This is a genomic window from Paenibacillus sp. SSG-1, assembly GCF_002224835.1.
In the GTDB taxonomy this organism is placed as follows: Bacteria; Bacillota; Bacilli; order Paenibacillales; family Paenibacillaceae; genus Paenibacillus_AQ; species Paenibacillus_AQ favisporus.
This window is the reverse complement of the sequence record NZ_MBRK01000001.1, coordinates 3,421,551-3,446,086: the sequence shown is the minus strand read 5'-3', so window position 1 is coordinate 3,446,086 and position 24,536 is coordinate 3,421,551. Positions and strand designations below refer to the sequence as shown.

17 protein-coding genes are annotated in these 24,536 nt (G+C 54.2%); 13 read left to right on the top strand and 4 right to left on the bottom strand.

What is annotated here, in order from left to right; translation table 11 throughout:
- Positions 1 to 362: 362 nt before the first annotated feature.
- The 4 genes from BCV73_RS15860 to BCV73_RS15845 are packed head-to-tail and all read left to right on the top strand — an operon-like array spanning position 363 to position 5,654.
- Positions 363 to 1,352, top strand: a complete 990-nt coding sequence (locus BCV73_RS15860; RefSeq protein WP_244867195.1) for an ABC transporter permease — start codon at positions 363 to 365, stop codon at positions 1,350 to 1,352.
- 30 nt (positions 1,353 to 1,382) lie between these two features.
- Positions 1,383 to 2,270: a carbohydrate ABC transporter permease gene (locus BCV73_RS15855; protein ID WP_089547856.1), complete on the top strand. Its 888-nt coding sequence runs from the start codon at positions 1,383 to 1,385 to the stop codon at positions 2,268 to 2,270.
- A 39-nt stretch (positions 2,271 to 2,309) separates the two neighbouring features.
- Complete coding sequence (locus tag BCV73_RS15850; RefSeq protein WP_089547855.1) at positions 2,310 to 3,842, top strand: extracellular solute-binding protein; 1,533 nt, start codon at positions 2,310 to 2,312, stop codon at positions 3,840 to 3,842.
- Between the two features lie 33 nt (positions 3,843 to 3,875).
- Positions 3,876 to 5,654 (top strand): glycoside hydrolase family 35 protein, encoded by a 1,779-nt coding sequence (locus tag BCV73_RS15845; RefSeq protein WP_089547854.1) that lies wholly within the window; start codon positions 3,876 to 3,878, stop codon positions 5,652 to 5,654.
- Between the two features lie 172 nt (positions 5,655 to 5,826).
- On the opposite strand, the gene BCV73_RS15840 is transcribed toward BCV73_RS15845, so the two are convergent.
- Complete coding sequence (locus BCV73_RS15840) at positions 5,827 to 6,909, bottom strand: GntR family transcriptional regulator (protein ID WP_089547853.1); 1,083 nt, start codon at positions 6,907 to 6,909, stop codon at positions 5,827 to 5,829.
- 584 nt (positions 6,910 to 7,493) lie between these two features.
- Here BCV73_RS15840 and BCV73_RS15835 point away from each other — a divergent pair.
- The 8 genes from BCV73_RS15835 (at position 7,494) to BCV73_RS15800 (ending at position 19,220) form a co-directional block, all read left to right on the top strand.
- Entirely contained in the window at positions 7,494 to 8,348 is an 855-nt protein-coding gene (locus BCV73_RS15835) for an ABC transporter permease (RefSeq protein WP_481855838.1), read from the top strand.
- Positions 8,349 to 8,359: 11 nt separating this feature from the next.
- Positions 8,360 to 9,256, top strand: a complete 897-nt coding sequence (locus BCV73_RS15830; protein WP_089547852.1) for a carbohydrate ABC transporter permease — start codon at positions 8,360 to 8,362, stop codon at positions 9,254 to 9,256.
- Positions 9,257 to 9,335: 79 nt separating this feature from the next.
- A complete protein-coding gene (locus BCV73_RS15825) occupies positions 9,336 to 10,967 on the top strand; it encodes a type 2 periplasmic-binding domain-containing protein (RefSeq protein WP_089547851.1) in 1,632 nt (543 codons plus the stop codon).
- A gap of 61 nt (positions 10,968 to 11,028) precedes the next feature.
- A complete protein-coding gene (locus tag BCV73_RS15820) occupies positions 11,029 to 12,654 on the top strand; it encodes a DUF4185 domain-containing protein (RefSeq protein ID WP_256992876.1) in 1,626 nt (541 codons plus the stop codon).
- Positions 12,655 to 12,721: 67 nt separating this feature from the next.
- Positions 12,722 to 14,347, top strand: coding sequence for a hypothetical protein (locus tag BCV73_RS15815; RefSeq protein ID WP_089547850.1), 1,626 nt, complete (start codon positions 12,722 to 12,724; stop codon positions 14,345 to 14,347).
- Positions 14,348 to 14,420: 73 nt separating this feature from the next.
- Positions 14,421 to 15,272 carry a sugar phosphate isomerase/epimerase family protein gene (locus tag BCV73_RS15810; RefSeq protein WP_089547849.1) on the top strand — a complete coding sequence of 284 codons (852 nt, stop codon included), beginning with the start codon at positions 14,421 to 14,423 and terminating at the stop codon, positions 15,270 to 15,272.
- A gap of 178 nt (positions 15,273 to 15,450) precedes the next feature.
- Entirely contained in the window at positions 15,451 to 18,507 is a 3,057-nt protein-coding gene (locus tag BCV73_RS15805; protein ID WP_256992875.1) for an alpha-mannosidase, read from the top strand.
- Positions 18,508 to 18,551: 44 nt separating this feature from the next.
- A complete protein-coding gene (locus BCV73_RS15800) occupies positions 18,552 to 19,220 on the top strand; it encodes an SGNH/GDSL hydrolase family protein (protein WP_076171442.1) in 669 nt (222 codons plus the stop codon).
- Positions 19,221 to 19,770: 550 nt separating this feature from the next.
- Here BCV73_RS15800 and BCV73_RS15795 read toward each other — a convergent pair.
- The 3 genes from BCV73_RS15795 to chrB all read right to left on the bottom strand — a co-directional run bounded on the left by BCV73_RS15795 (position 19,771) and on the right by chrB (position 22,647).
- Positions 19,771 to 21,357, bottom strand: coding sequence for a PucR family transcriptional regulator (locus BCV73_RS15795; protein ID WP_089547847.1), 1,587 nt, complete (start codon positions 21,355 to 21,357; stop codon positions 19,771 to 19,773).
- Between the two features lie 170 nt (positions 21,358 to 21,527).
- The gene (gene chrA, locus BCV73_RS15790; protein ID WP_076171446.1) at positions 21,528 to 22,064 is read right to left on the bottom strand and encodes a chromate efflux transporter ChrA; all 537 of its coding nucleotides are present in this window, start codon (positions 22,062 to 22,064) and stop codon (positions 21,528 to 21,530) included.
- Positions 22,048 to 22,647, bottom strand: coding sequence for a chromate efflux transporter ChrB (chrB, locus tag BCV73_RS15785; protein ID WP_089547846.1), 600 nt, complete (start codon positions 22,645 to 22,647; stop codon positions 22,048 to 22,050). The genes chrA and chrB overlap by 17 nt, the downstream gene beginning before the upstream one ends.
- A 267-nt stretch (positions 22,648 to 22,914) precedes the next feature.
- On the opposite strand from chrB, the gene ggt reads away from it, so the two are divergent.
- On the top strand, positions 22,915 to 24,495 hold the full coding sequence (gene ggt / locus BCV73_RS15780; protein WP_089547845.1) for a gamma-glutamyltransferase: 1,581 nt from the start codon (positions 22,915 to 22,917) through the stop codon (positions 24,493 to 24,495).
- Positions 24,496 to 24,536: the final 41 nt, after the last annotated feature.

Genomic DNA, 24,536 nt, shown 5'->3' with positions numbered 1-24,536 from the left:
GATAGTATGTCTATCATAACGAACGGCAGCGGGGTTGAATAGACCTGTAACCCATGAATTTCCGCCAGTCAAAAAAGTGCAATCCCCAGAAACGGACACGCGGAAATGATTGATCGCAAGCGGCCTCAGCCATTTCGATTATTGAAATGGGCATGACCATGGGTGAGGCGCCTGTTCTAGCGGGAAAGAAAATCGAATTGCCGGAAATCCGGCCGCTCTCTAACATGATTCACATAAGCGGCGATAGGGCGGCAGGCTCACAACCTCCGGATGGAAATCAACCTGGGCAGCAGCCAGTCATCCCGATTGCCGCGGACCGGCAAGCAGGGGACCGACATTTTTGACGAAAGAGAGGGAGCGCGATGAGCGAAACATCGATGAGCGGGCAGTCCGAGCGGCGATCCGCCCCGGGGAAATCTGCCCCACTAAGGGAGATCACGCTGAAGAAGCGGAGGCTGTGGCCGGATCTTCGGCGCGACAAGTATTTGTATTTACTGGCCATGCCGGGTCTGCTGTTTTTCATTATTTTTAAGTACATCCCCATTACGAATCTGGTCATTGGCTTCCAGGATTATTCTCCTTACCTTGGGATCATGGGCAGCAAGTGGGTCGGATTTGAGCACTTTGTCCGCTTCTTCTCCAACCCTGACTTTTGGATGCTGCTCCGCAATACGCTGGGCATCAGTCTGATGAATCTGGTGTTCTTCTTCCCGGCTCCGATTATTTTGGCGCTGATGATGAACGAAGTGAGAAATCAGATCATGAAGCGGTCGGTTCAGTCGCTGATCTATATTCCGCATTTTTTGTCCTGGGTGCTGATTTACGGGCTGACGTATTTGATGTTCTCCCAGTCAGAAGGGCTGATCAACAAGCTGCTGGAGGCAAGCGGGAGGAGCACCGTCGATATTTTATCGAATCCGCATTATTTCTGGGGCATGCTGACGGTTCAGTCCATTTGGAAGGAAGTAGGGTGGGGTACGATCATCTTCCTCGCGGCGATCGCGGGCGTCGATCCCCAGCAGTATGAAGCAGCTGTCATGGACGGTGCCGGGCGGTTCCGCCGGATGTGGCATATTACACTGCCCGCGATGCGCAATGTCATTATGATCTTGTTCATTTTGCGCCTCGGCACGATTATGGATACCGGCTTCGAGCAGGTGTATCTGATGATGAACGCGGCGGTAACGGAGGTGGCCGAAGTGTTCGATACCTATGTATACCGGGTCGGCATCCGCCAAGGCGAATTTAGCTACAGCACGGCCATCGGCCTGTTCAAATCGGTCGTCGGCGTCGTCCTGGTCGTCCTTGCGAACAAGGCGGCTAAACGCCTGGGTCAAGACAGCTTGTATTAAGGTAAAACTTCGAAAGGAGAGTTGCAGCGGATGGAACTGCCCCTGACCTGGAAAGACCGCCTGTTCAGCCTGTCCAACGGCGGGCTGCTGATCCTGTTCAGCCTGGCCATGGTGTTTCCGATTTATTATACGATTGTGCTTTCGTTTACGGATCCGACGGAGTATTATACGAGGGATTTGATTTTGTGGCCGCATCACTGGTCGCTGGATGCATACCGCTATCTGCTGAGCAACGGCTTGTTCGTCAATTCGGTGCTGATCAGCCTGTTTCTGGCGACCGTGGGCACGCTGCTGAGCTTGCTGGTGACCGGGGGACTGGCCTATGCCATCTCGGTCCGCCGGCTCCGGTTCCGCAAGACGATGATGGTCATGATCCTGATTACGTTTTTGTTTACGCCGGGACTTGTGCCGCTGTACATGGTGGTCCGAAACCTCGGCCTGATCGACAGCGTCTGGTCGCTGATTTTGCCGTCGCTGACGAGCGGCTGGTACGTGCTGCTGATGAAAGGCTTTTTCGACAGCATCCCGGACAGCCTGGAAGAGGCCGCGCGGATCGACGGCTGCACCGAAATCAGCGTGTTCTGGCGGATTATTATTCCGTTGTCGCTGCCGGCGGTGGTCGCTTTCGGGCTGTTTTTTGCGGTGGGGTACTGGAACACCTATTTCAACGCGATCATGTTCATCAATGAGCAGAACAAATGGCCGCTGCAGGTGCTCCTGCAAAATATGCTCGTCGATCCGACGACGATGGGCGGCGGCGAAAACGCCAATATCAGCGTTACCATGAACCGGCAGATGCCGACGGAGACGCTCAAAATGGCCGCCGTGGTCATAGCGACGGTTCCGATTATGCTCGTATATCCGTTCCTCCAGAAGCACTTCGCCAAAGGGGCGATGGTGGGCTCGGTCAAGGAATGAAGATATAGTACAGGGTAAATCCAAAGGAGGTTATTCTCTATGAAAAGACAAGCAGAACAGAGAGCAAGGCAATGGTTCATCAAAACGCTCGTTGTGGCGGTGGGCACCAGCCTGCTGCTGTCCGCCTGCGGCGGCGGGGGTAAAAGCGGTTCGTCGGATTCTTCGGCCCCGACCAAGATACAGATGCAAACGCTGAATTACGCGACAGAGTTTATCGACAATACGAATCCGATCTGGAAGGAATTTGAGAAGCGCACGAACACGCAGCTGGATATTACCTGGCTGTCGCCGACAACGTCCGAGGAGAAGATCAATGTCATGCTGGCATCCGGCGATCTGCCGGAGGTGACGTTCGTGGAATCGCTGCTGAATCCGCAGCTGCAAAAAATGATAGGCCAAGGCGTGTTCTGGGATCTGACCCCGTTCATCAAGGATTACCCGAATCTGAGCCAGCCCGCGCTCGCCGAAATGTGGACGGATTCGAAGGTCGACGGCAAAAATTACAGCATTCCCCGCTATTACCCGAGCTATGGAGGAGGGGCGTTCCCGATTCTGCGCAAGGACTGGATGGACAAGCTGGGACTGCAGACCCCGACCACCATGGACCAATTTTTCGACGTGCTGAAGGCGTTCAAGGAGAAGGATCCGAACGGAAACGGCCAGGCGGACGAAATTCCGTATGCCGCCAACAGCGATACGATGGGCTTTGTGTATGGAGTGTTCAATGGCGTGCAGGGTGCCTGGAAGCTGAAGGATGACAAGCTGGTGCCGACGATTACGGAAGACGCGTCGCGGGATGCGCTCCTCTGGATCAAAAAAGCGTATGACGCCGGACTGTTCCCGAAAGATTTCGCGATCCTGAAGTACTCCCAGACGGTCGACCTGATCCGCGGCGGCAAATCGGGCGGCACGTCGCAGTCGATGAACCACGCCTGGGTGACGGGCTCCAAAATCAGGGAAGTGGTGCCGACGGCCGATTACATGCCGATTACCTACCTGCAAAACGCGGAAGGGGAGAAATATACGCCATCCGGATCGCCGTATTACGGCGTGTACCTGATCCCGAAAAAAGTGCCGGAAGCCAAGGTGAAGAAAATCCTTGAATTTTTCGATTACGCTTACGGCAAGGAAGGCAATGAGCTGGCAACTTACGGCATTGAGGGCGTCGACTACACGGTCGAGAACGGCCGCAAAATCCCGACGCCACAGGCAGCCAAGGACCAGGTGGGCGACGGCAACATGAACAACCTGATCCACCTGATCAGCGACGATATGTCGATCGGAGCGGTCGGCATGCCGGACGACGTATACAACCGTAATGTGGAAATCGTCAATGAGCGCAAACAAATCAAAACGCCGAACCCTGGCAACGAGCTGTACTCCGAAGCCTACAATAAATACTATCCGGAAATTTCGAAAAAAGTGAGCGATATGCGCACCAAAGTGATCATCGGCAAGGATACGATCGAAAACTACGACAAGCTCATCGAGCAGCTCCGAAGCGATCCGACGCTGAAACAGGTTGCGGATGAGATGACAGAGGCTTATCATAAAAAAATGGAAAGCAAGTAACCTCCAAATCCCATTCATGAGAGAGGCGAAACGATGAGTGTACTAAGTGTTCAAGGCAAGCAGTTTGTGTGGGACGGCGAGCCCATCCGCCTGGTTTCCGGGGCGATCCATTATTTTCGGGTCGTTCCCGAGTATTGGCGCGACCGGTTAACGAAGCTGAAGGCTTGCGGCTTTAACACGGTGGAGACCTACGTGGCCTGGAATATCCATGAGCCCAGAAAAGGGGAGTTCGTGTTCGATCACGGGGCGGATCTCGTCCGCTTCGTCGAAACGGCCGGTGAACTTGGCCTGCATGTCATCGTAAGGCCCAGCCCGTATATTTGCGCCGAATGGGAATTCGGCGGTCTGCCCGCCTGGCTGCTCAAGGAACCGGGCATCCGGCTGCGCTGCAATGACCACCGGTATTTGAGCCACGTCGATGCTTATTATGACGTGCTGATTCCGAAGCTGGTTCCGCTGCTCAGCACGAACGGCGGGCCGATCATTGCGATGCAGATCGAGAACGAATACGGCAGCTATGGCAATGACAAGGCGTACCTGAACCATTTAAAGAAAGGGCTTACATCCCGCGGTGTGGACGTGCTGCTGTTCACCTCGGACGGGCCGGGAGATTTTATGCTGCAGGGCGGCATGGTGGAGGGTGTGCTGGAGACGGTCAACTTCGGGTCCCGTGCGGTTGAAGCCTTTCAGGAACTGGAAGCCTATCAGCCGGAGAAGCCGTATATGTGCATGGAGTTCTGGAACGGATGGTTTGACCATTGGGGCAAGCCGCATCATACCCGCGCTGCGGCGGATGCTGCGCGCTTGTTCGAGGACATGCTAGCGGCCGGCGCTTCGGTCAACTTCTATATGTTCCACGGCGGGACGAACTTCGGCTTTTACAACGGCGCGAACTGCGGGGAAGAAGGGTACGCGCCGACCGTCACCAGCTATGATTATGATTCTCCGCTGAATGAATGGGGAGAGCCGACAGAGAAATTTTATGCGGTCCGGGACGTTCTATCGAAGTACGTGGACCTGCCGGAACTGCAGCTTCCCGATCCGATCGAGCGGAAGAGCTACGGCGAGGTCCGCCTGACCGACCGGGTCGGCTTATTCGACTCGCTCTCCGACCTGTCGAACGCGGTGGAGCGGGCTGTGCCGGAAACGATGGAGCAGCTGGATCAGGACTACGGCTTTATCCTGTACACGACCTTCGTCTCCGGGCCGCGCGGCGAAGCCGACCTGATCCTGCAGGAGGTGCGGGACCGTGCACTCATTTTTGTCGACGGGGAGTACCGGGGCGTCGTGCAGCGCTGGGATGAGCAGCGCAGCCTGAAGCTGACGATCCCGGCCGACGGCGCGAAGCTGCAAATTTTGGTAGAGAACCTCGGAAGGGTCAATTACGGGCCGTACATGCACGACCCGAAAGGGATTACCGAAGGGGTCCGGTTAGGCAACCAGTTTTTGTTCGGATGGACGATCCACACGCTTCCGCTGAACAACCTGGACCAGCTGGCCTTTGTTCCGCATCTGAAGGAAGAAGAGGCCGCCGGCTTGGATGCTGCAAGCCAGAATACCCCTACATTTTACAGAGGCACCTTTGAGGTAAGCGGAACCGCCGATACCTTCTTGGACGTCACAGGCTGGACAAAAGGCGTCGCTTATATTAACGGGTTTAACCTCGGCCGGTACTGGGAGGTTGGGCCGCAGTCCACACTGTATATCCCGGCACCGCTGCTGCGCGAAGGCCGGAACGAAATCATACTGTTCGAGCTGCACGGTACGCGGCAGCCGTCCGTCACGCTGGCGGATCAGGCAAAGCTGGGTTAAAGCGAACAAAGTTAATTCCTGCGAGAAAGACAGTATTATATGAACTTATCTTATAGAGTAGGAAGACATCTTCTGAACGGGAAAAGGGAACGGCCTTAAGCGGCCGTTCCCTTTTTGATTTGTGGTTGGCTCAATTCATTATGTGAAAAATTCATAATAGAAAAGCAGAGCGTCATGGCTCTACGTTGGACCGGATCGACTCGCGGATGACGAGCTCCGTGGACAGCAATATTTTTTTGGATCCGCCGGACAAATCTTTGCTGCTCTCAAACAGCAGTTTTGCCCCTTCATAGCCCAGCATCTCGAAGGGCTGATTGACGGTGCTCAAAGATACTTTGGCATATTTCGAGCTTTCTACGTCATCGAATCCCATGATCGATATTTGCTCCGGAATGCTGACCCCTTGCTGCGTAAGCTGCCCGATCACTTCGAGCGCGCGTCTGTCGTTGACGCAAAACAGGGCGGTAATCCCGCCTCTTTGAATTTGCTGCAGCAGCTTCGCATAATCTAATTCCCGCTGAAGAAACAAGACATCGTCATCCGGCCCGAGCGAAGCGTCTGCCATGGCATGGCGGTATCCGTTGTACCGTTCGACCTCGGTACTCAGATGAAAATCATATGCGGCGAAGCCGATCTTCCGGTGGCCCTGGGCGATTAAATACGCAACAGCCTCATAAGCGCCGTCATGGTTATTGCATGTAATGCAGTTGACCGGATAACCGGCAGGAAAGCGGTCGAGCATGACGAACGGGATCGACTTCTTCCGGATTTCGTTGAGGTACTCCCTTGCCGCGTCGGGATTGGCGGAATAAATCAGCAGCCCGCGGTTCTCGGACTGAATCAGCTTCAGGATCAGCTCCCGCTCCTGTTCGACATCATTTTCCACAAATTCAATGATAAGTTTGCATCCCTGCTGGTTCAGAAAGGATTGCACGCCTTTGATAATCTTCATATACGAACTGTCGTACATATCGTTGCCGGAAATGATAAAGGTCACGTAATTGGACGTTTGGTTGACTGGTTCTGCCGGATTGGCGACAAAGCTGCCTTTTCCCCTGATCCGGTAGATGACGCCTTCATTGACGAGCTCCGCCAATGCTTTCCTTACCGTAATGGAGCTGACATCCAGCAGCTTGGAGAACTCCGATTCGCTCGGAATCCGGTCATCCTTGCCAAGCTCGTTATTCTCGATTTGCGACAGTACATAATCTTTCACCAGCTGGTACTTGGGCAATGTTGTATCGTTCTTGCTCATGCAGGGTCACCTCTTATATAGACATATACTTACTTATAGTGCGTTGTTTGTTAAATAGTATACCAAGTAGTGCGTACTAACTCAACTTTATTGTATGAATCTAGGTTAAGCAGATGGGGTATCTATGCGATTTATCTTGAAATTTGTTGATTTTATCCGGAAATATCAGATTTGTACTGGTGTGAATGGATAGTATACTAACAACGTTGTATTAAAAACATAAATCTATATATTGACGACCAAATTAGTATGTGTTATCCTTCGCTTAGCATAATAACTCCGGGGAAAATGCATATGGTTTTACCTGCTTGATGAGTACGTTTAAGTTATGTCTAACCGTCTTTACCGTTGTAGTGACTCAAGCTTGCACACCTAATTGAAAGCGTTTCGATCTCGGGGAGTAGGTATTTAACAGCATGTATTGAATGCGCTTTCAAAGATGAACGTATCCGATGCGGTTTTTCGGTGAAGAACGGCCGGAGTTCAAGCGATGATTTGAAGTAACTAGAAAAGGGGTGTTTATGTTGGCGGCAACCAATAAAAAGCGATGGTCCAAACTGTGGAAACACCGATATCTGTACCTGATGGTGTTGCCCGGTATGATCACGGTGCTGGTCTTCAGCTACTTTCCGATGTATGGAATCACCATCGCCTTCAAGGATTACAACGCATCAAAGGGGATCATGGGAAGCCCTTGGGTCGGCTTTAAATATTTCACCACGTTTTTTCATGACCCGATGGCCTTCCGCGTATTAAAAAACACGCTGCTTCTGGGGCTGTATACGCTGCTGTGGTCGTTCCCTGCGCCTATTATCCTCGCTTTGTTGTTTAACGAACTGAGGAATAAGCATTTTAAAAAATTCGTCCAAACCGTTTCTTACTTCCCGCATTTTATTTCGGTGGTGATCGTTGCAGGGATGCTGAAGGACTTTACGGCGAGAGACGGCCTCTTCAACCAAATCATTACATACTTCGGCGGCACCCCGATCATGTTTCTGCTGGAGCCGGGATATTTCCGAACGATCTTCATCTCTTCCGGCGTATGGCAGGGAGTTGGCTTTGGAACAATCATCTACCTTGCCGCTTTGAGCGGGATCGATCCGACCTATTACGATGTGGCGGAAGTGGACGGAGCGAGCCGGTGGAAAAAGATCGTGCACATTACCTGGCCCTCGATCAAACCGACGACGATCATCCTGCTGATTTTCGCCTTGGGCGGAATTCTCGGATCCGATTTTCAGAAAATTATTCTGCTGTATTCGCCTGAAACTTACAGCGTGGCTGACGTCATTGGATCGTATGTATACCGTCAGGGGATCCTCGGCGCAAGATACGAGTATACCACGGCCATCGGATTATTTATGTCGGTCATCTCCTTTGTCATTTTATACATTTCCAATTGGGTCAGCCGCAAAGTCTCGGAGACGAGTTTGTTTTAGGGGGGATAATCTTGAGAAAAATCAGCTTCGGTTCCAGAGTGTTTGACGCCTTTAATATTTTCATCATGCTGTTGATCCTTGTCGTTGTGCTGTACCCCATTCTGAATATTATCGCTACCTCCTTCAGCAGCGGGAAGTACATCGCCTCGGGAAGCGTTACGATTTGGCCGAAAGGCTTTACCGTACAGGCTTACGCAGACGTATTTAAAGACTCGCTCATTTATAAGGGGTATCTGAATTCCATCCTTTACGCGGTAGGTTCTACCGGTATTATGCTGCTGTTTACCTCGCTGCTGGCTTATCCGCTGACCATTCCCGGATTTGCGGGAAAGAAATTTATCACCATCTTTCTGATGATCACGATGTTTTTCAGCGGGGGCTTAATTCCTACTTACCTGCTGATGCGCAGTCTGCATCTGCTTGACACGGTGTGGGTGATGATCCTTCCCGGCGCGGTTGGAGCTTACAATGTGTTTTTGTTCCGGACCTTCTTTTCGAATGTGCCGGCAGAGCTGAAAGAATCGGCGGTCATGGATGGAGCCAACGATGTCGTTGTCCTGTTCCGAATCGTCCTGCCTTTGTCGAAGGCACTGCTTGCGACATTTGCCTTGTTTGGTCTGGTAGGAAGCTGGAACAGCTGGTTTGAAGCGCTGATCTATCTGAAGGATCAGGATAAGTATCCGCTGCAGATGATTTTGCGAAACTATTTGTTTGCGCTGGATACGAACGCGATCCAAGGCAGGGTGGGCGCCGGTAACGTGGCTATCAATTCATCGGGATCCTCACTTGATCCGAAAGCGATCCGAATGAGCGTCATCATCATTACAATGTTCCCTATTATGGCGATTTACCCATTCTTTCAAAAGCACTTTACGAAAGGGGTATTGGTGGGAGCGATTAAGGGCTGACAGATATTTTCAACATGGATGTAAGAGGAAAGATTCTTTTACGCCATATTTAATAAACAATGTTATAGGAGGAATTGGGATGGTTAAAAAAGCAAAAATGCTCAGCCTGATCCTGGCTTGCATGCTGGCCTTTTCCGTCACGGCCTGCTCCAAGTCCGACGAGACTTCCAAGGATTCTGCGGATGGCGACACGTTATCTTTTTCCGTAACGCTTCCGTCGAGCGGGGTGGACAACGAGAACAGCATGATCGGCAAGGAATGGAAAAAGCAGATGGAAGCCAAGCTGGGCAAAAAACTGAATATCAAGTTTAATTATATTCCGTCATCGGAATATGACGAAAAAGTAAAGCTCATGATTGCGAGCGACGATTTGACGGATTTTTTCGTCACGCCATTATTTTACGATATTACGGACATGGCTGAACAAGGCCAAATTCTTGAGCTCAGCCAGTATAAGGATATAATGCCCAACTATATGAACTATCTCAGCAAAGTGAAGAACGGCATGGCGCGTGTGACCAACTCTGAAGGAAAAATGTACTCTTTCAAGGAAACTTCGACGCCCAGATTTCCTCAGGATAAAGGCTTGCTGATTCAAAACGTATCCGCCTACAGATACGATGTATTCAAGGAGAAGAACATCAAAATTCCGGAAACGCTGGATGAATTTTATGACGCGGCCAAAAAGCTGAAACAGCTGTATCCCGATAAGTACCCGGTGGATACGAAGTGGAACAGTTTGAGATCGCTCTTCTCGGCGAATCACATCAAGGACGACATTTACTGGGATGGCAGCAAATACGTGTACGGCATTTTTAATGAAGGATATAAAGACGCCCTTCAGTTCGCGAACAAGCTGTATTCGGAGCAGCTGCTGGATCCCGAGTACACGATCGATACGGACGACACGATCCGGAAGAAGGCGATGAATGGCGATACTTTCATGTGGCTGACCCAGTGGTTTACGGAGCCGGGAGATTACACAAGAAACGCGGATGACGGCAAAATATTTGCAGTTTCGCTGTACCCGGACAATCCGAAGTACGGAAAGGCGTGGCAGGAAGCGACAAACGGAAATACCCCGGACCTGGGCTGGGCCACGTTCTGCATCAGCTCCAAAGCCAAAAATCCGGAAGAATTAATCAAGCTGATCGATTTACAATATTCCGACGAAAACATCAGGCTAGTGACTTGGGGAATTGAAGGAACGACCTACAAAATCGGAGAAGACGGCAATCCGACCTTTATGGATTCGTTTAAAACGGCGAAGGATCCATGGCTGGAAGGGGATAAGTACGGGATCCGGGCAAGCAAAAATTATAACCCGGGTTTGCAAATGGTCAACGATGCCAGAGCATTCGTAGATTTTGCCGCAACGGATTATACCGTATTTAACGGCAAGTATGAGGAAGTCCCGCTTGAAAAGTCGCCTTATCTGACAAGTCTGCCAATGCCGAACAATGATTATGTCCCTTCGTGGTACAGCGAGCCGGCCATCCAGTTCACACCGGACGAAAGCCAGGAAATATCCGAGATCATGAATCCGATCAAAACATTCGTTACGGAAGAGCAGGCAAAGTTTGTTGCCGGGAAGCAGAGCTTTGACAACTGGCCGAAATTTATCGATCAGGTTAAAAAAATGGGCGATATCGATAAAGTGTTGAAAATTTACAACGATGCGGCCCAAAGAGTCCTGTCCAAAACGTCCTAACCAACAGCATCGAGACCATTCCACCAATGACAAATCGACAAGAAGTCGGGAGGAAGCCGAGATGGTATTGAAGATGAACATGTGGAAGCAGGCGGGTGCATGGACCTGCGCCGCGCTGCTGTTAGTTACAATGGCACCGGGTGTTACGCCGGCCCAGGCTGCAGGAAACAGCGCCGAGCAAAAAGCAGGCAGCACGTTGAAAGAGGTACAGGAGCCGTTCATGATCAAGGTCGTGGATGCCGAGACGGGCCGGGGCATTCCGCTTGTGGAGCTGAAGACGACGAATAACATTTTGTATTATACGGACAGCGCAGGCGTCGTGGCATTCGACGAACCGGGGTTGATGGATACGACGGTCTTCTTCCATATGTCCAGCGACGGCTACGAAATTCCCGCCGACATGTTCGGCAACCGCGGGCAGGCAGTCGAGGTTACGCCTGGCGGTAGTGTCACGCTGCAGATGAACCGGGTCAACATCGCCGAGCGGCTGTACCGGGTGACCGGCCAGGGCATTTACCGTGACAGTCTGCTGCTCGGTTTGAATACGCCGATTCAACAGCCCGTCATCAACGGTCTGATTATGGGCCAGGATTCCGTGCAGACGATCGAATACAACGGGAAGCTGTACTGGTTCTGGGGCGATACGGACAGACCCGCGTACCCGCTGGGAAATTTCCGCACGACGGGTGCGACATCGGAATTGCCGCAAAACGGCGGACTTGACCCGGATGTCGGCGTGAATCTGGAGTATTTTACCAAAGAGGACGGATTTGCCAAGAGCATGGTGCCGACGCTTCCCGACGGGGGAAACATGGCTTGGATTTTCGGTTTGATGACGGCAAAGGACAGCACGGGAAAAGAGCGTCTGCTAACTGGATACACGACGCTAAATCCCGACATCGTTGCGCGCGGCATCCTGGTCTTCAACGATCAGACGGAGCAGTTTGAACAGGCCGTCCAGTTCCCTTCCAAGGACGATTGGCGCCATCCGGGCGGTCAGGCAACCTATTACGAGGAGAACGGCAAGGGCTACTGGCTGTTTACCGAGCATCGGATTCCGAACTTACGTGTGGCCGCCAGCTACGACGCCATCACCGACTATACTCAATACGAGTCGTTTACGTGCCTGACGCCGGGAGCGGCTTATGACGGCGCGAATACGTCCCTCGAGCGCGACCAGAACGGCAAGCTGGTATGGGGCTGGAAGAAGAACACCCCGGTGCTGACCCAGGATCAAGAAAAAGAATTAATCGGGTTTGGCCTGATCAAGGCGGACGACCCGCGCTACTATCAGCTGAAAGATGCCGATACCGGCGAAGAGGTTTCGCTGGCCCAAAGCTCCGTCGAATGGAACGATTACCGGCAGCGCTACGTGATGATCGGACAGCAGGTGATGGGCAAAACGTCGGTTCTCGGGGAAATGTGGTACGCGGAAGCAGACTCGCCCCAAGGACCCTGGACGAATGCCAAGAAGATCATTACGCATAACAACTATACCTTCTATAACCCGGCCCAGCACAAGTTCTTCTTTAAAGACGGCGGACGCGTCATTTACTTCGAGGCGACCTATACGAATACGTATACAGACCATACTCCAACACCGCGCTACAACTACAACCAGGTCATGTACAAGCTGAATCTTGACGATCCGCGGCTTGGTCTTGAGCCAGTTCAGAACCGCAAGTGACGGCTGATGCGGAAGCGGACATGATTCGCCGATCCCAATAGGGCACTCCGCCCAGGAGGTAAACGAAATGAAATGGAAGCCTTGGAAAAGCGCGGGCATCTGGACCTGTGTCATGCTGACGGTCATGACGGCGCCCGGCGCCGTGGTGGCGGCTCAGGCGGAAGGGAATAGCGCCATGCCGGATGTAAGCAGCGCTAAGAAAATGGTTCAGAAGCCGTTTATGATCAAGGTTGTGGATGCGCAGACGGGTCGCGGGATCCCGCTGGTCGAGCTGAGGACGACGAACAATATGTTGTACTATACGGACAGCGCCGGTGTTGTGGCTTTCAATGAGCCGGGCTTGATGGATCAAACGGTCTTTTTCCATATGTCGAGCGACGGCTATGAGGTGCCGACAGACATGTTCGGTTACCGCGGTCAGGCTGTTGAAGTGACGCCTGGCGGAAGCGTAACGCTGAAAATGGACCGGGTCAACATTGCTGAGCGGTTGTACCGGGTCACCGGTCAGGGCATCTACCGGGACAGCGTCCTGCTCGGCCAGAAGCCGCCGGTCAAGGAGCCGCTCCTGAACGGGCTCGTGATGGGTCAGGACTCCGTCCAAACGATAAAGTACCGCAATCGGCTGTACTGGTTCTGGGGCGATACAGACAGACCCGCTTATCCCCTCGGGAACTTTCGTGTGACGGGTGCCACTTCGAAGCTGCCGGAAAAAGGCGGTCTCGATCCCGATACCGGCATCGATTTGGATTACTTTACGAAAGAGGACGGTTTCGTTAAAAGCCTGGTTCCCCAGCTGCCTGACGGTGCCGGCATCGCCTGGGTGTTCGGCTTGATGACCGCCAAGGACGGCAGCGGGCAGGAACGCCTGCTCGCCGGTTACAGCACGCACAATCCCGAGCTCAGCGCCTTCGGCATTCTTGCCTTTAACGACGAGAAGAAGGAGTTCGAGCAGGTCGTTCAGTTCCCTTCCAAAGACGATTGGCGCCATCCGGGGGGCCAGGCGGCTTATTACGAGGAGGACGGCAAGGGCTACTGGCTCTTTACCGAACACCGGATGCCGAACCTGCGCGTGGCGGCAAGCTATGATGCCATCACCGACTATACCCAATACGAGTCGTTTACGTGCCTGACGCCGGGAACGACTTACAACGGGGCCCAAACATCCCTTGAACGCGGCGCGGACGGCAAGCTCGTATGGGGCTGGAAAAAGAACACCCCGCCGCTCACCCAGGTTCAAGAGAAGGAGCTGATCGATGCCGGGCTGATTCAGGCGGACGATCCGACCTACTTTCAATTAAAAGACGCCGATACCGGCGAAGAGGTTCAAATCGCTTCAAGCTCCATCGAATGGAACGATTACCGGCAGCGTTACGTGATGATCGGGCAGCAGATGCAAGGCAAGTCCTCCGTGCTCGGAGAAATCTGGTACGCGGAAGCTCCCGCGCCTCAAGGACCTTGGACCACGGCTAAAAAGATCGTCACGCATAACAACTATACTTTTTATAACGTGGCCCAGCATAAGTTTTTCAATAAGGAGGGCGGCCGGATCATCTACTTCGAGGGCACGTATACGAATACGTTCACCAATCATGTCCCGACGCCGCGTTATAATTACAATCAGGTCATGTATAAGCTAGACTTGGCCAATCCGAAGCTTGGGCTGACGCCGGTTCAGGGAACGAGTGGTTCATAGAGCGCCGGGCTGCTCAGGCAGATTGCAATATGGGATGGAGATTTTTTCAAACAACAGTGAGGAGGAATATCACATGCTGAAGGGATTGACGCTTGCCGGTTTGGGAGCAGTCGAAAGTGATGAGAGGTTCATCGAATTGGCGGGTGAGGGCGGTTTTCAAGCGGTTGACATCGATGCCCGGGGATTGATCGAGCGGCTGGGAACAGAGGGGGCTGCGGCTAAGCTTGAGCGGCACGGAGTCGTCGTCGGCGCGATCGGCCTGCCTGTGGAATGGAGGGCGGGCGAGGACGAGTTCCTCGCCGGGCTGCCTGGCCTGACGGAAGCTGCTGCCGCAGCCCGGGCGCTGGGCTGTACGCGCTGCTGCACGTACATTCTGCCATCGACCGACGCCAAACCGGCGCACTTCATGGCGGTCGCCACCCGGCGCCTCCGCATCTGCGCCCAAATCCTCGGCGCCTATGGCATCAGGCTCGGACTGGAATTCGTTGGTCCGCATCATCTGCGGACGGCGTGGAAATACCCTTTTATCTGGACGATGGAAGAGACGCTGGACTGGGTCGAAGCGATCGGCGAGCCGAATGTCGGCCTGCTGCTGGATGCGTATCATTGGTATACGAACGGTCTCTCCGTAGACGACATCGAGCGGCTGCAGCCGCAGCAGATCGTTCATGTGCATATCAACGACGCACCGGATCTGCCGGTCGAGGCCGTGCTGGATAACGGGCGTCTGTACCCTGGGGAAGGCGTCATCGACCTGGAGGGCTTTTTGAGAGGGCTGCAGCGCATCGGATATGACGGTATCGTATCGCAGGAAGTGCTGACGCCGGCCATGCCGGAAGACACGCCGGAACAGCTGATTCGCCGCTCCAAAGCCGGGTTCGATCGCGTATTCTCCGCTGCCGGAATCGGTGCGGGAGGCAGATGAGTCCGATGGAGCGGGCGGTAACATCGTATTTTGTAGACGGATACCACGGCGGGATTCAGGGGCATATGCCCCTTGGATCCTGACCAGACCTCTCGTGTGAACCTGTCGCTGCAGCAGCATGGTCTCGCCACGCTCCGGTACAGCGGCATCCGCTGCAACCCAGATCAAATCATAGGATGTGATCCGTCATTTGGATATGAGAAAAGAGATTCTATACCATGTTGAGAAGCTGCTGAAGGATAAAAACCGCTACATGTATACCGTGGTCTCGCCGGTCGATTTTACCTGCTTTGTCACGAAGGAGCGGCTATCCTGCGTGGAAATAGAGAGTAAACGATTTGAGGCGATCGAGCCGGGCGACCGGTGGGGCGGAGACTGGACGTATGCATGGCTTCGCTCATCGGTTACCGCTCCCATGGAATCCGAGGGCAAACGCTTGGTCATCCGGGCCGATTTCGGTTCGGAGGCGACGGTTTACGTGAACGGAATCGTACGGGGGGCGCTGGATCTTCAGCACCATGACGTGACGTTGACACGCATCGCTAAGGCCGGCGAGCGGTTTGAAGTCGCTGCCGAGGCGTATGCCGGCCATTCGGGCATCCAGCCGGTGCTTGGGGAATCGCAGCTTTGCCTTTTTGAAGAGGAAATCTATCAATTTTATATCGATTTGGAATGTTTGGTTCAGGTCAGAAATCATATCGATCCGGATTCGCTGCGCGCGGCGGAAATCGACCGCGGGCTGACGGAGGTCGTCCGGACGATCGACTGGGGGCTTGCGAAGGATGCGCTGACGGATAACGTTCGCAAGTGCCGGCAGCGGATGGCGCCACTCCTGGAATGCGTAAACGGATCGACGGCGCCTTTGCTGTACCTCATGGGGCAGTCCCATCTCGATATCGCCTGGTTGTGGCCGATGGAGGAAACGAAGCGGAAAATCGCCCGGACGATGTCCAATCAGCTTGCCCTCATGGAGGAATATCCCGATTACCGCTACGTCCAGAGCCAGCCGTACTTGTTCCAGCTTGCCAAGGACCTGTATCCCGAGTTATACGCGCGCATCCAACAAGCGGTGAACGAGGGCCGGATCATTCCGGAAGGCGGCATGTGGGTGGAATCCGATACGAATCTGCCCGGCGGGGAGAGCCTGATCCGGCAAATACTTCACGGCAAGCGCTTTTTCAAGGAGGAGTTCGGCAAGGAAAACGAAATGCTGTGGCTTCCCGATGTGTTCGGATACTCCGGCAACATGCCGCAAATTATGAAGGGCTGCGGGCTCCGGTACTTTGCTTCCGTGAAAATGTTCCAGACGTACGAGAACGTGTCGGACCCGTTTCCGTACAATACCTTTCTTTGGGAAGGGATTGACGGCTCGCAGGTGCTGACCCATCTGCTGGATTATGGCGATTTTCCGATTCGGGTCAATCCTTCGTTTCTCATCAGGCAATGGAATGATCGGGTGCAGAAGGACGGCATTGCGACAAGACTTGTACAGTTCGGCCACGGCGACGGCGGCGGCGGGGCGAACCGGGACGACTTGGAATTCCTCCGCCGGCTTGAAAATTTGGAGGGCGTGCCGCGCACGGTGCACGGCTCGCCGATCGACTATTTTGAGGATCAGATCGAAAGAGGTGTTCCGGATGCCAAATATGTCGGGGAGCTGTACTATCCGGCGCACCGGGGAACCTATACGACGCAGGCTCAGATCAAGCGGCTAAACCGGAAGGCGGAGGTCGGGCTTCACGAGGCCGAAATATGGGGTGCCGCAGCCAGCCTGCTTCAGCACCGGGCCTATCCGTACGAGAAGATGGACCGGTTGTGGAAGAAGCTGCTGCTGCATCAGTTCCATGATATTTTGCCGGGCACGTCCATTCACCGCGTCCATGAGGAAGCGCAGGCAGAGCTGACGGAATTGAACGGGCAAGTCGATGCGATGGCTTCCGGCGCAAAAGAGGTGCTTGCGGGTAGCGGACGTTCCGGTGTTACGGTGTTTAACTCGCTCTCCTGGGCAAGGAAAGAGCTGGTTGTCCTGCCCGAAGGCGTAGAAGGTATCGCGGACCGGGACGGAAAAACGCTCCCTGTGCAGCGGCATGACGGCAAACGTTACGCCGAAGTCGAGACGCCGTCTGCGGGATGGGCGGCATACTCGGTTACTGCGGGTGACGTAACGCTGGAAGCGCTGGGACTAGCTGTCTTAACGGCTACGAAGTCGCATCTTGAGAACGAATACTTAGCCATTGGGATAAATGAATACGGTGAGATCGTCAGCATCCTGGACAAGGAAACCGGAACGGAATGGACGGTGGGACATTGCAACGCCATGAAGATGTACCGCGATCAGCCGTCGGCGTTCGATGCGTGGGAGATCGACCGCGGCTATCAGACTGCTCCGGTCGCGTTGGTTGAGAAGGCCGAAGTCTATGTCACTGCTGAGGGGCCCCTGTTTGCCAATATCCGCGTTGAGCGCATGCTTCATCGATCCAAATTAATTCAGGATATCCGGATCCGGGCCGGCAGCCGCCGCGTTGAGTTTCATACGACGGTACATTGGCATGAGAAGAACAAAATGCTGCGGGTCGATTTTCCTGTACGTGTCCATGCGAACGAATCGTTACAGGAAATTCAGTTCGGTTACGTCAAACGGCCGAATCATGCTTCCAGGCCCCACGATGCCGACCGGTTCGAAGTATGCCAGCATAAGTGGGCGGTGCTTGCGGAGAGTAACCGCAGCTTTGCGCTGCTGAACGATTGCAAGTACGGGATCGCCGTGCAGGACAACACGATGAGCTTGACGCTGCTTCGTTCGCCGACGCATCCGGACGAAACGTCGGATCAGGGAACGCACAAGTTTACGTACGGATTCTTTGTATGGAACGGGTCATTTCTGGACAGCCCCGTCGTTCAGGAAGCGTATGAGCTGAACTATCCGGTAAGCCTCGTGCACAGCGGAAACCAGGCGGGTCATAAATCTTTCCTGCAAACGGATCAAGCCAGCGTAATTACAGAGACGGTCAAGCTTGCCGAAGACGGATCGGGAGACTGGATCATCCGGGCCTATGAGTGCAAAGGTGCCACCGTATCATGCGGATTCACCTTTAACCTCCCTGTCAAAACAGCGTACGAAACCAATATGCTGGAGGAAGTGACGGCCGATCTGCTGGCTGCTGAAGGGAAGCTGAAGCTGGACTTTCGCCCTTTTGAAGTGAAAACGATTCGGCTTGTGCTGCTTGATGCGTAGAAAAAGGTGTAAAAGGAAAACAAAAGATGGGAGGAAGCGCGAAGATGAAGATGGACAAAGGACAGCGCCTGGTCATGATCGGCGATTCGATTACGGACTGCGAGCGTAAATTCCCTTACGGAGAAGGGTTGTTTCAAGGCGTAGGCAAAGGGTATGTGTCGCTCGTGGATACCTTGCTTCAGACAGCGTATCCGGAGCTGAACCTGCGGGTCACGAACATGGGAATCGGCGGCAACACGGTCAGGGATTTGAAAGAAAGGTGGCAGACGGACGTACTGGATCTGAAGCCGGATTGGCTGTCCATTATGATCGGTATCAACGACGTGTGGCGGCAGTTCGACCAGCCGGCGATTCCGGAATCGCATGTGCTGTTGGAAGAGTATGAACATACTTTGGTGGAATTGGCGGAGCAGGCGCTCCCCGGCCTCAAAGGGCTTGTCATCATGACTCCGTTTTATATCGAACCGAACTCCGGAGACGGGATGAGACGGCGGATGGATGAGTACGGCCGGGCGGCCCAGAGGGTTGCCGAGCGCGTCGGTGCGTTATTCGTGGACACACAAGCGGTGTTTGAGCCGATGTTGGGCTACGTACATCCTACTGCAATCGCATCGGACCGGGTGCATCCGAGCCTGACCGGCCACATGCTGATCGCACGAGCCTTCCTGCAGGCAATCGGCTTCGATTGGAAGCGTATGAGCGGTGAGGTTTGACTTCGATAACGGTCAGGAGATGAAAGAACAGATTCAGAATCAAGCATCGGGAAGTGATCGCAGCTGGCTACGATGTTAATATGGCATTATGTGAAAAATTCACAACAACCTCAGCTTAAGGGGCGAGCGTATTTCATACGCTTGCCTTTTCCTGCTTATATACTCCGGTTTATTTACTGATAGCTAAAACGGTCATGTTTCTTTGGCGCCGATCACGAAGGAAGAATACGAAACAACGGTGAACGTGCTCAGCCGCTTGATCCGACACATGAACGCGACGATCACTAAGGACTAACCGGATTAAATATATTAAAAAATCAATATATGAAAAATTCATAATAGTAAACATGATCATATTCGTATCTAGACCATACCTGCTTAAACCATCATTTCTGCGGATCTATACCGGTAAAAAAGGCGGCTTGCGCCTGATATTTACCGCCTTATCGCAAAAGCATCCTCCTGACCGGAGCGGCCGGTCTAAGGGGATGCTTTGTTGCGAATTTATAACGTGCTTGCTTGTGGGGCAGCGGGACCGTCCCGCTTCCGTTTACGTGCGCAGCATATCCCGGAACATTAGGACCAGTTTCAGCCGCAGTAGATGGTGATAATCCTTGAAGTCGACCTGAAGCAGTTCACTGATTTTCTCGAGCCGGTAGGCGGCGGTGTTGCGGTGTATAAACAGCTGCTTGGCGGTTTCGTGGATCTGTCCGTTGTTCGCCATGTACAGCTCCAGCGTTCGCAGCAGCTCTTGGGCGGAGTCGGGGGCTCGGTCCTGAAGCGGGGCCAATGCCATTTCGACGAACTGCCGCATTTTATGAACCGGAACGGATTGGAAAATATAAGAGATTTCCACGTTGGCAAACTCGACGACAAAAGCGTCCAGGTTGAGCCGGGCGGCCGTGTCGCGGGCGTTCTGGCATTCACGGTAAGCCGCTTCCAACTGATCGGGCCGGGTTTTGATATGGCTCACCGTCATGCGCAGATGCCTGCCGGCTTTGGCGGCCTGCTCGAAAAAGACACGTGTCAACAGCTGAGGCAGCTTGCCGGAGCTTCGCGGGAGCTCAGAAGGAAAGATCGAGAGAATGGTGTCCTCGAGTTGAAAATGCAAAGGTGATAAATCCTTGAGCATCGGATGATAATGGAATTCCTGCTTGACACTCTTGAGCAGATGGTCGGCCCGGCCGGTGTATTCGGGATCGCATGTGGTAAGCACGCATTGGAAAGAACCGGTCCCGAAAGGGATGCCGTGGCTGGAAGCACAGGCAACGAGCTCTTCGGCGGAGACTTGCTGCTTGAGGTAGTTTTTCAGCATTGCCGCAAATTCGTTCTGGGTGGATTGGGTGAGATCGTTGCGTTCGACCGCGTTCAAATGGTAGCCGATAATTTCGGCCGCCTGATGGTACAGCCCTTCCTCCTCCTTCATCGGAATGCCGGGAGGGAGCCGGAAAATCGCCCGGCTGTTAAAATCATGGTCCTGGCCGGGGCTTTTCAGGGGCACGCTCAGCAGTCTTCCCTGCTCGCAGCGGAGCCACTGCGGCGTATCTTTGAGCTGGCGTTTTTTGAGCAGCTGCATTTCGTCTGTGGTCAGGGTGCTGAAGAGCGTTTGGCCGCGCATGCCGGTGACGGCCAGAGGCACGCCGAGAATCTCGCGGATCCGGTCAAACAGGCGGCCCGTATCAACAGGGGATAGGGCGAAGCGGATGAGCTCCTTTTGTTTGTCCAGGACGTTTTGCAGGAGGAGCGTGTTCTTTTGCAGTTCGGCATTGAACAAGCCTTTCATTTGATCCGAGAACGTAAACGGAAAGGGAAGCTCGATAAGGGGAAAACCGAGGCGGTCTGCTTCCTGAAGCATTTCGTCGGGGACCGAAGCCCAGAACCGTCCAAGCTTGATACCAATTCCCGCCGCCCCTTTGTCAACCAGCTTCTGCAGCAGGCGGACTCCATCCGCGGGATTGTCCTTGATTAAATAAGCCGTCGTGAACAAGATATCCCCTTCCCGGACCCAGTCCGAAATATCGGGTGCATCCATCACGTTGACCGATTTGACGATGCGGTTCAAACCGCTGCGGCCTGCGGTCAGTTTACCTTCAGAAAGCGGGTAAATGGTGAGTGCATCTTCGATGGTCAAATACATACAGTCATCATCCTTTCGCAACTGAACTCTGTCGAAACCCGAAACGTACAAGGTAAGCCCTTGGGAAAGGGCTGTACCGGATTGAATTCAATCATCGGGAAAGGCGGTTACTGCAACAGGGGATAGAATCGGACGGCCGTCCGGGTTTGCCAGGGCTACGGAGGGGAGGACTATCTCCCCAGAAAGATGCCTCCGTAAACAAAAGCGCCCACGATGACGAGCGCAGGATGAACTTTGCGGCGCTGCATCAGCCAGTACGAGATGAGGGCGATAGCGCCGAATTGGATCCAGCCGATGGAGAGTATCGACTCTTTGGAGCTTTGAATGGTGAGCTGCAGCATCATGACGGCAATGACAGGCTGCACGAGCAGCGTCATGCCCTTGACGGCCTGGGACTGCTTGTATTTCTGCAAAATTCGCATCAATACGATCAGGGCGACCGCGGAAGGCACGACGGTGGCGGCTTCGGCGGCAAGCACCCCCATCCATCCGGCCGCATCATAGCCCACGTAAGCGGCGATCTTCGTCGCGATCGGTCCGGGGAGCGAATTGCCGAGAGCGAGCATGTTGGAAAATTCGGCGCCCGACAGCCAGTGGTAATGCGGCACGATCTCCCGGTACATGAGCGGGATGGAGGAGGGGCCGCCGCCGTAGCCGAATACGTTGGCTAGAAAGAAGCCGATGAGGAGTTCAATCCATGTCTCCATGGCGGCGTTCCTCCTTCCGCTTGCGGGCTTCTTTCAGCTTGCCCATAACTTTAAAGTGTACCGAGCCATAGGCCAGCGCGATTGCAATCAGGATCGCCGGGTGCAGCTGCACCCACTCCAGCAGGACAAACGCGATGACCCCGCAGGCGAGCGCCATATATTTGCCAAGGCCTTTGACTGCCTTTTCGCCGAACTCGTAACACATTTGACCCAGCATGACGGCCACGACCGGAACGACTGCTTCGATCATGCCATGGATGATGCGGGACGAACTGAATACGTCGATAAAGGAGACTAGGGCGATCATCGCAACCGCAGTGGGTAGAATATGGGCGAGCAGCCCGACCAGCGCACCGAGCGTTCCTTTCAGGCGGTAGCCGAGATAAGCGGCCAACTTGGTCGCAATCGGACCGGGCAGCGTGTTGGCGATGGCCAGCACCTCCCCGAATTCCTCATCAGCCATCCACCTGTACCGGGAGACGGCCTCGTGCCGGATGAGGGGGACGGTCGACGGACCGCCGCCATACCCGAGAATTCCGGTCCGGAACATGGCGAGGGATAATTCTGCGTATGTTTTCAGCATGGTGCACTTCCTTCCTTGTCTATCAACTATTCTGACATTTCATCTCGGATTCGGGTAGGATGCGAGGGTCGCATTCTATAGGCACAGCTCTGGCATCATGGGAAAGGGAGCTGGACCGTTCCGATGCTGATGAACATCCGTGCGGCACTGATGTTATTTAAATTTACACTATAACGGTTTTCCTTCAGGATGAAAAGTAGTTATTGCCAAAAAATCCTGCTGCATGTTAATTTAGTTAACAATTTAAGGATGCAGGAGGGATGAGTGATGAGGCAGGCTTCAATCGGCACGAAAACGATGGTGGTCAGCCCCCATGCACTGGCATCGGCCGCGGGTGCCCGAATATTGGATAAGGGCGGGAATGCCTTCGACGCTGCGGTTGCCGTCAGCAGTACCCTGGCGGTCGTGTATCCGCATATGACCGGGCTGGGCGGCGATTCATTCTGGCTGTTGTACAGTCCCGGAGAGGGTGCAGTCCGGGGTTACAACGGAAGCGGCCGCTCGGGGTATAGGGCAGTGCCGGAAGCATATGCCGGCGAGCAAGCCATCCCGACGCGAGGGATCCGCAGCGTACTGACCGTTCCCGGCATGGTGGACAGCTGGAGCGCCATTCTGCGCGAGTATGGTACCCTGCCACTTGGGGACGTCCTCGAGCCGGCAATGACTTACGCCGGAGCGGGCTATCCGGTATCCCGCAGCCAGTACGCCAATACGAAGCTGTGCGCCGGGCTGCTGGCAGCGAATCCCTATTCGGCTGCAGCGTATTTGCGAGGCGGCGGTGTCCCGCCGGCAGGCACCCGCTGGATCCAAAGCGGCTTGGCCCAAAGTTTGCGCCGGATCGCGTCGAATGGCCGGGACGAATTTTACCGGGGCGGATTAGCCCGGGACATCACGTCATACATCCGGAAGTCCGGCGGGCTGCTGTTGGCGGACGATTTCGCCGATCATGAGGGCAATTGGGTTACCCCGCTCACCGGTTCCTATCGCGATCTTGAGCTGTATCAGCTTCCTCCGAATTCGCAAGGGTTTACGGGCATCGTGATCGCCCAAATGCTCGAACATTTTGATTTTAACAGTATTCCGCACGGTTCGGTAGCATTTTACCACGTCCTGGTCGAGGCGGTGAAGCTGGCTTTCCGCGACCGCAACCTCGAGCTCACCGATCCGGATTTCCGAAATATTCCGGTGGAGCGCTTTCTGGATAAGGCCTACTGCAGGGAATTGGCGGGACGCATAAGCCGCGATTTGGCCGCTCCGCTCACCGCCGAACCGCTCGGCAGCGACACGGCGTATGCCGCCGTAGTGGACGGGGACGGCAACGCCGTTTCTTTTATCCAAAGCCTGTACTTTGAATTTGGATCGGGCGTGACGGCTGGGGAAACGGGCATTCTGCTGCAGAACCGCGGCTCATTTTTCTCCCTGGACGAGTCTTCCGCCAACCGGCTTGAACCGCGGAAACGAACGTTTCATACCCTGATGCCTGCCCTCGCGCTCAAGGACGAGAAGCCTTATTTGCTCTACGGCACGATGGGAGGAGAAGGGCAGCCGCAGACGCAGACGGCGCTCCTGACCCGGATCGTCGATTACCGAATGGACCCTCAGGAAGCGATTAACGAACCTCGATGGGTGTGGGGAAGAACATGGGGCGAAGCCTCCACGGAACTGAAGATGGAAGCCAGGGTGGGGGAGCAGGTGCTCGGTGGGCTTGCTGCCATGGGGCATGAGGTTCGAAAAATCGGCGACTGGGATGCCTTGACCGGGCATGCGCAGGCGATCCTTCTGGACGCTCACGGTTTTCGGATCGGCGGCTCGGACCCCCGCTCCGACGGAGCGGCGATCGGCTGGTAGTTCACCATATCATAAAGAAGTTATGAAATATGACATAGATA

Coding starts and splice junctions, on each gene's coding strand:
- BCV73_RS15815 (WP_089547850.1), top strand. CDS start 12,722: ATGAAATGGAAGCCTTGGAAAAGCGCGGGCATCTGGACCTGTGTCATG.
- BCV73_RS15795 (WP_089547847.1), bottom strand. CDS start 21,357: ATGTATTTGACCATCGAAGATGCACTCACCATTTACCCGCTTTCTGAA.
- BCV73_RS15800 (WP_076171442.1), top strand. CDS start 18,552: ATGAAGATGGACAAAGGACAGCGCCTGGTCATGATCGGCGATTCGATT.
- BCV73_RS15860 (WP_244867195.1), top strand. CDS start 363: ATGAGCGAAACATCGATGAGCGGGCAGTCCGAGCGGCGATCCGCCCCG.
- BCV73_RS15825 (WP_089547851.1), top strand. CDS start 9,336: ATGGTTAAAAAAGCAAAAATGCTCAGCCTGATCCTGGCTTGCATGCTG.
- BCV73_RS15845 (WP_089547854.1), top strand. CDS start 3,876: ATGAGTGTACTAAGTGTTCAAGGCAAGCAGTTTGTGTGGGACGGCGAG.
- ggt (WP_089547845.1), top strand. CDS start 22,915: ATGAGGCAGGCTTCAATCGGCACGAAAACGATGGTGGTCAGCCCCCAT.
- BCV73_RS15850 (WP_089547855.1), top strand. CDS start 2,310: ATGAAAAGACAAGCAGAACAGAGAGCAAGGCAATGGTTCATCAAAACG.
- BCV73_RS15835 (WP_481855838.1), top strand. CDS start 7,494: ATGGTGTTGCCCGGTATGATCACGGTGCTGGTCTTCAGCTACTTTCCG.
- BCV73_RS15855 (WP_089547856.1), top strand. CDS start 1,383: ATGGAACTGCCCCTGACCTGGAAAGACCGCCTGTTCAGCCTGTCCAAC.
- BCV73_RS15810 (WP_089547849.1), top strand. CDS start 14,421: ATGCTGAAGGGATTGACGCTTGCCGGTTTGGGAGCAGTCGAAAGTGAT.
- BCV73_RS15840 (WP_089547853.1), bottom strand. CDS start 6,909: ATGAGCAAGAACGATACAACATTGCCCAAGTACCAGCTGGTGAAAGAT.
- chrB (WP_089547846.1), bottom strand. CDS start 22,647: ATGCTGAAAACATACGCAGAATTATCCCTCGCCATGTTCCGGACCGGA.
- chrA (WP_076171446.1), bottom strand. CDS start 22,064: ATGGAGACATGGATTGAACTCCTCATCGGCTTCTTTCTAGCCAACGTA.
- BCV73_RS15820 (WP_256992876.1), top strand. CDS start 11,029: ATGGTATTGAAGATGAACATGTGGAAGCAGGCGGGTGCATGGACCTGC.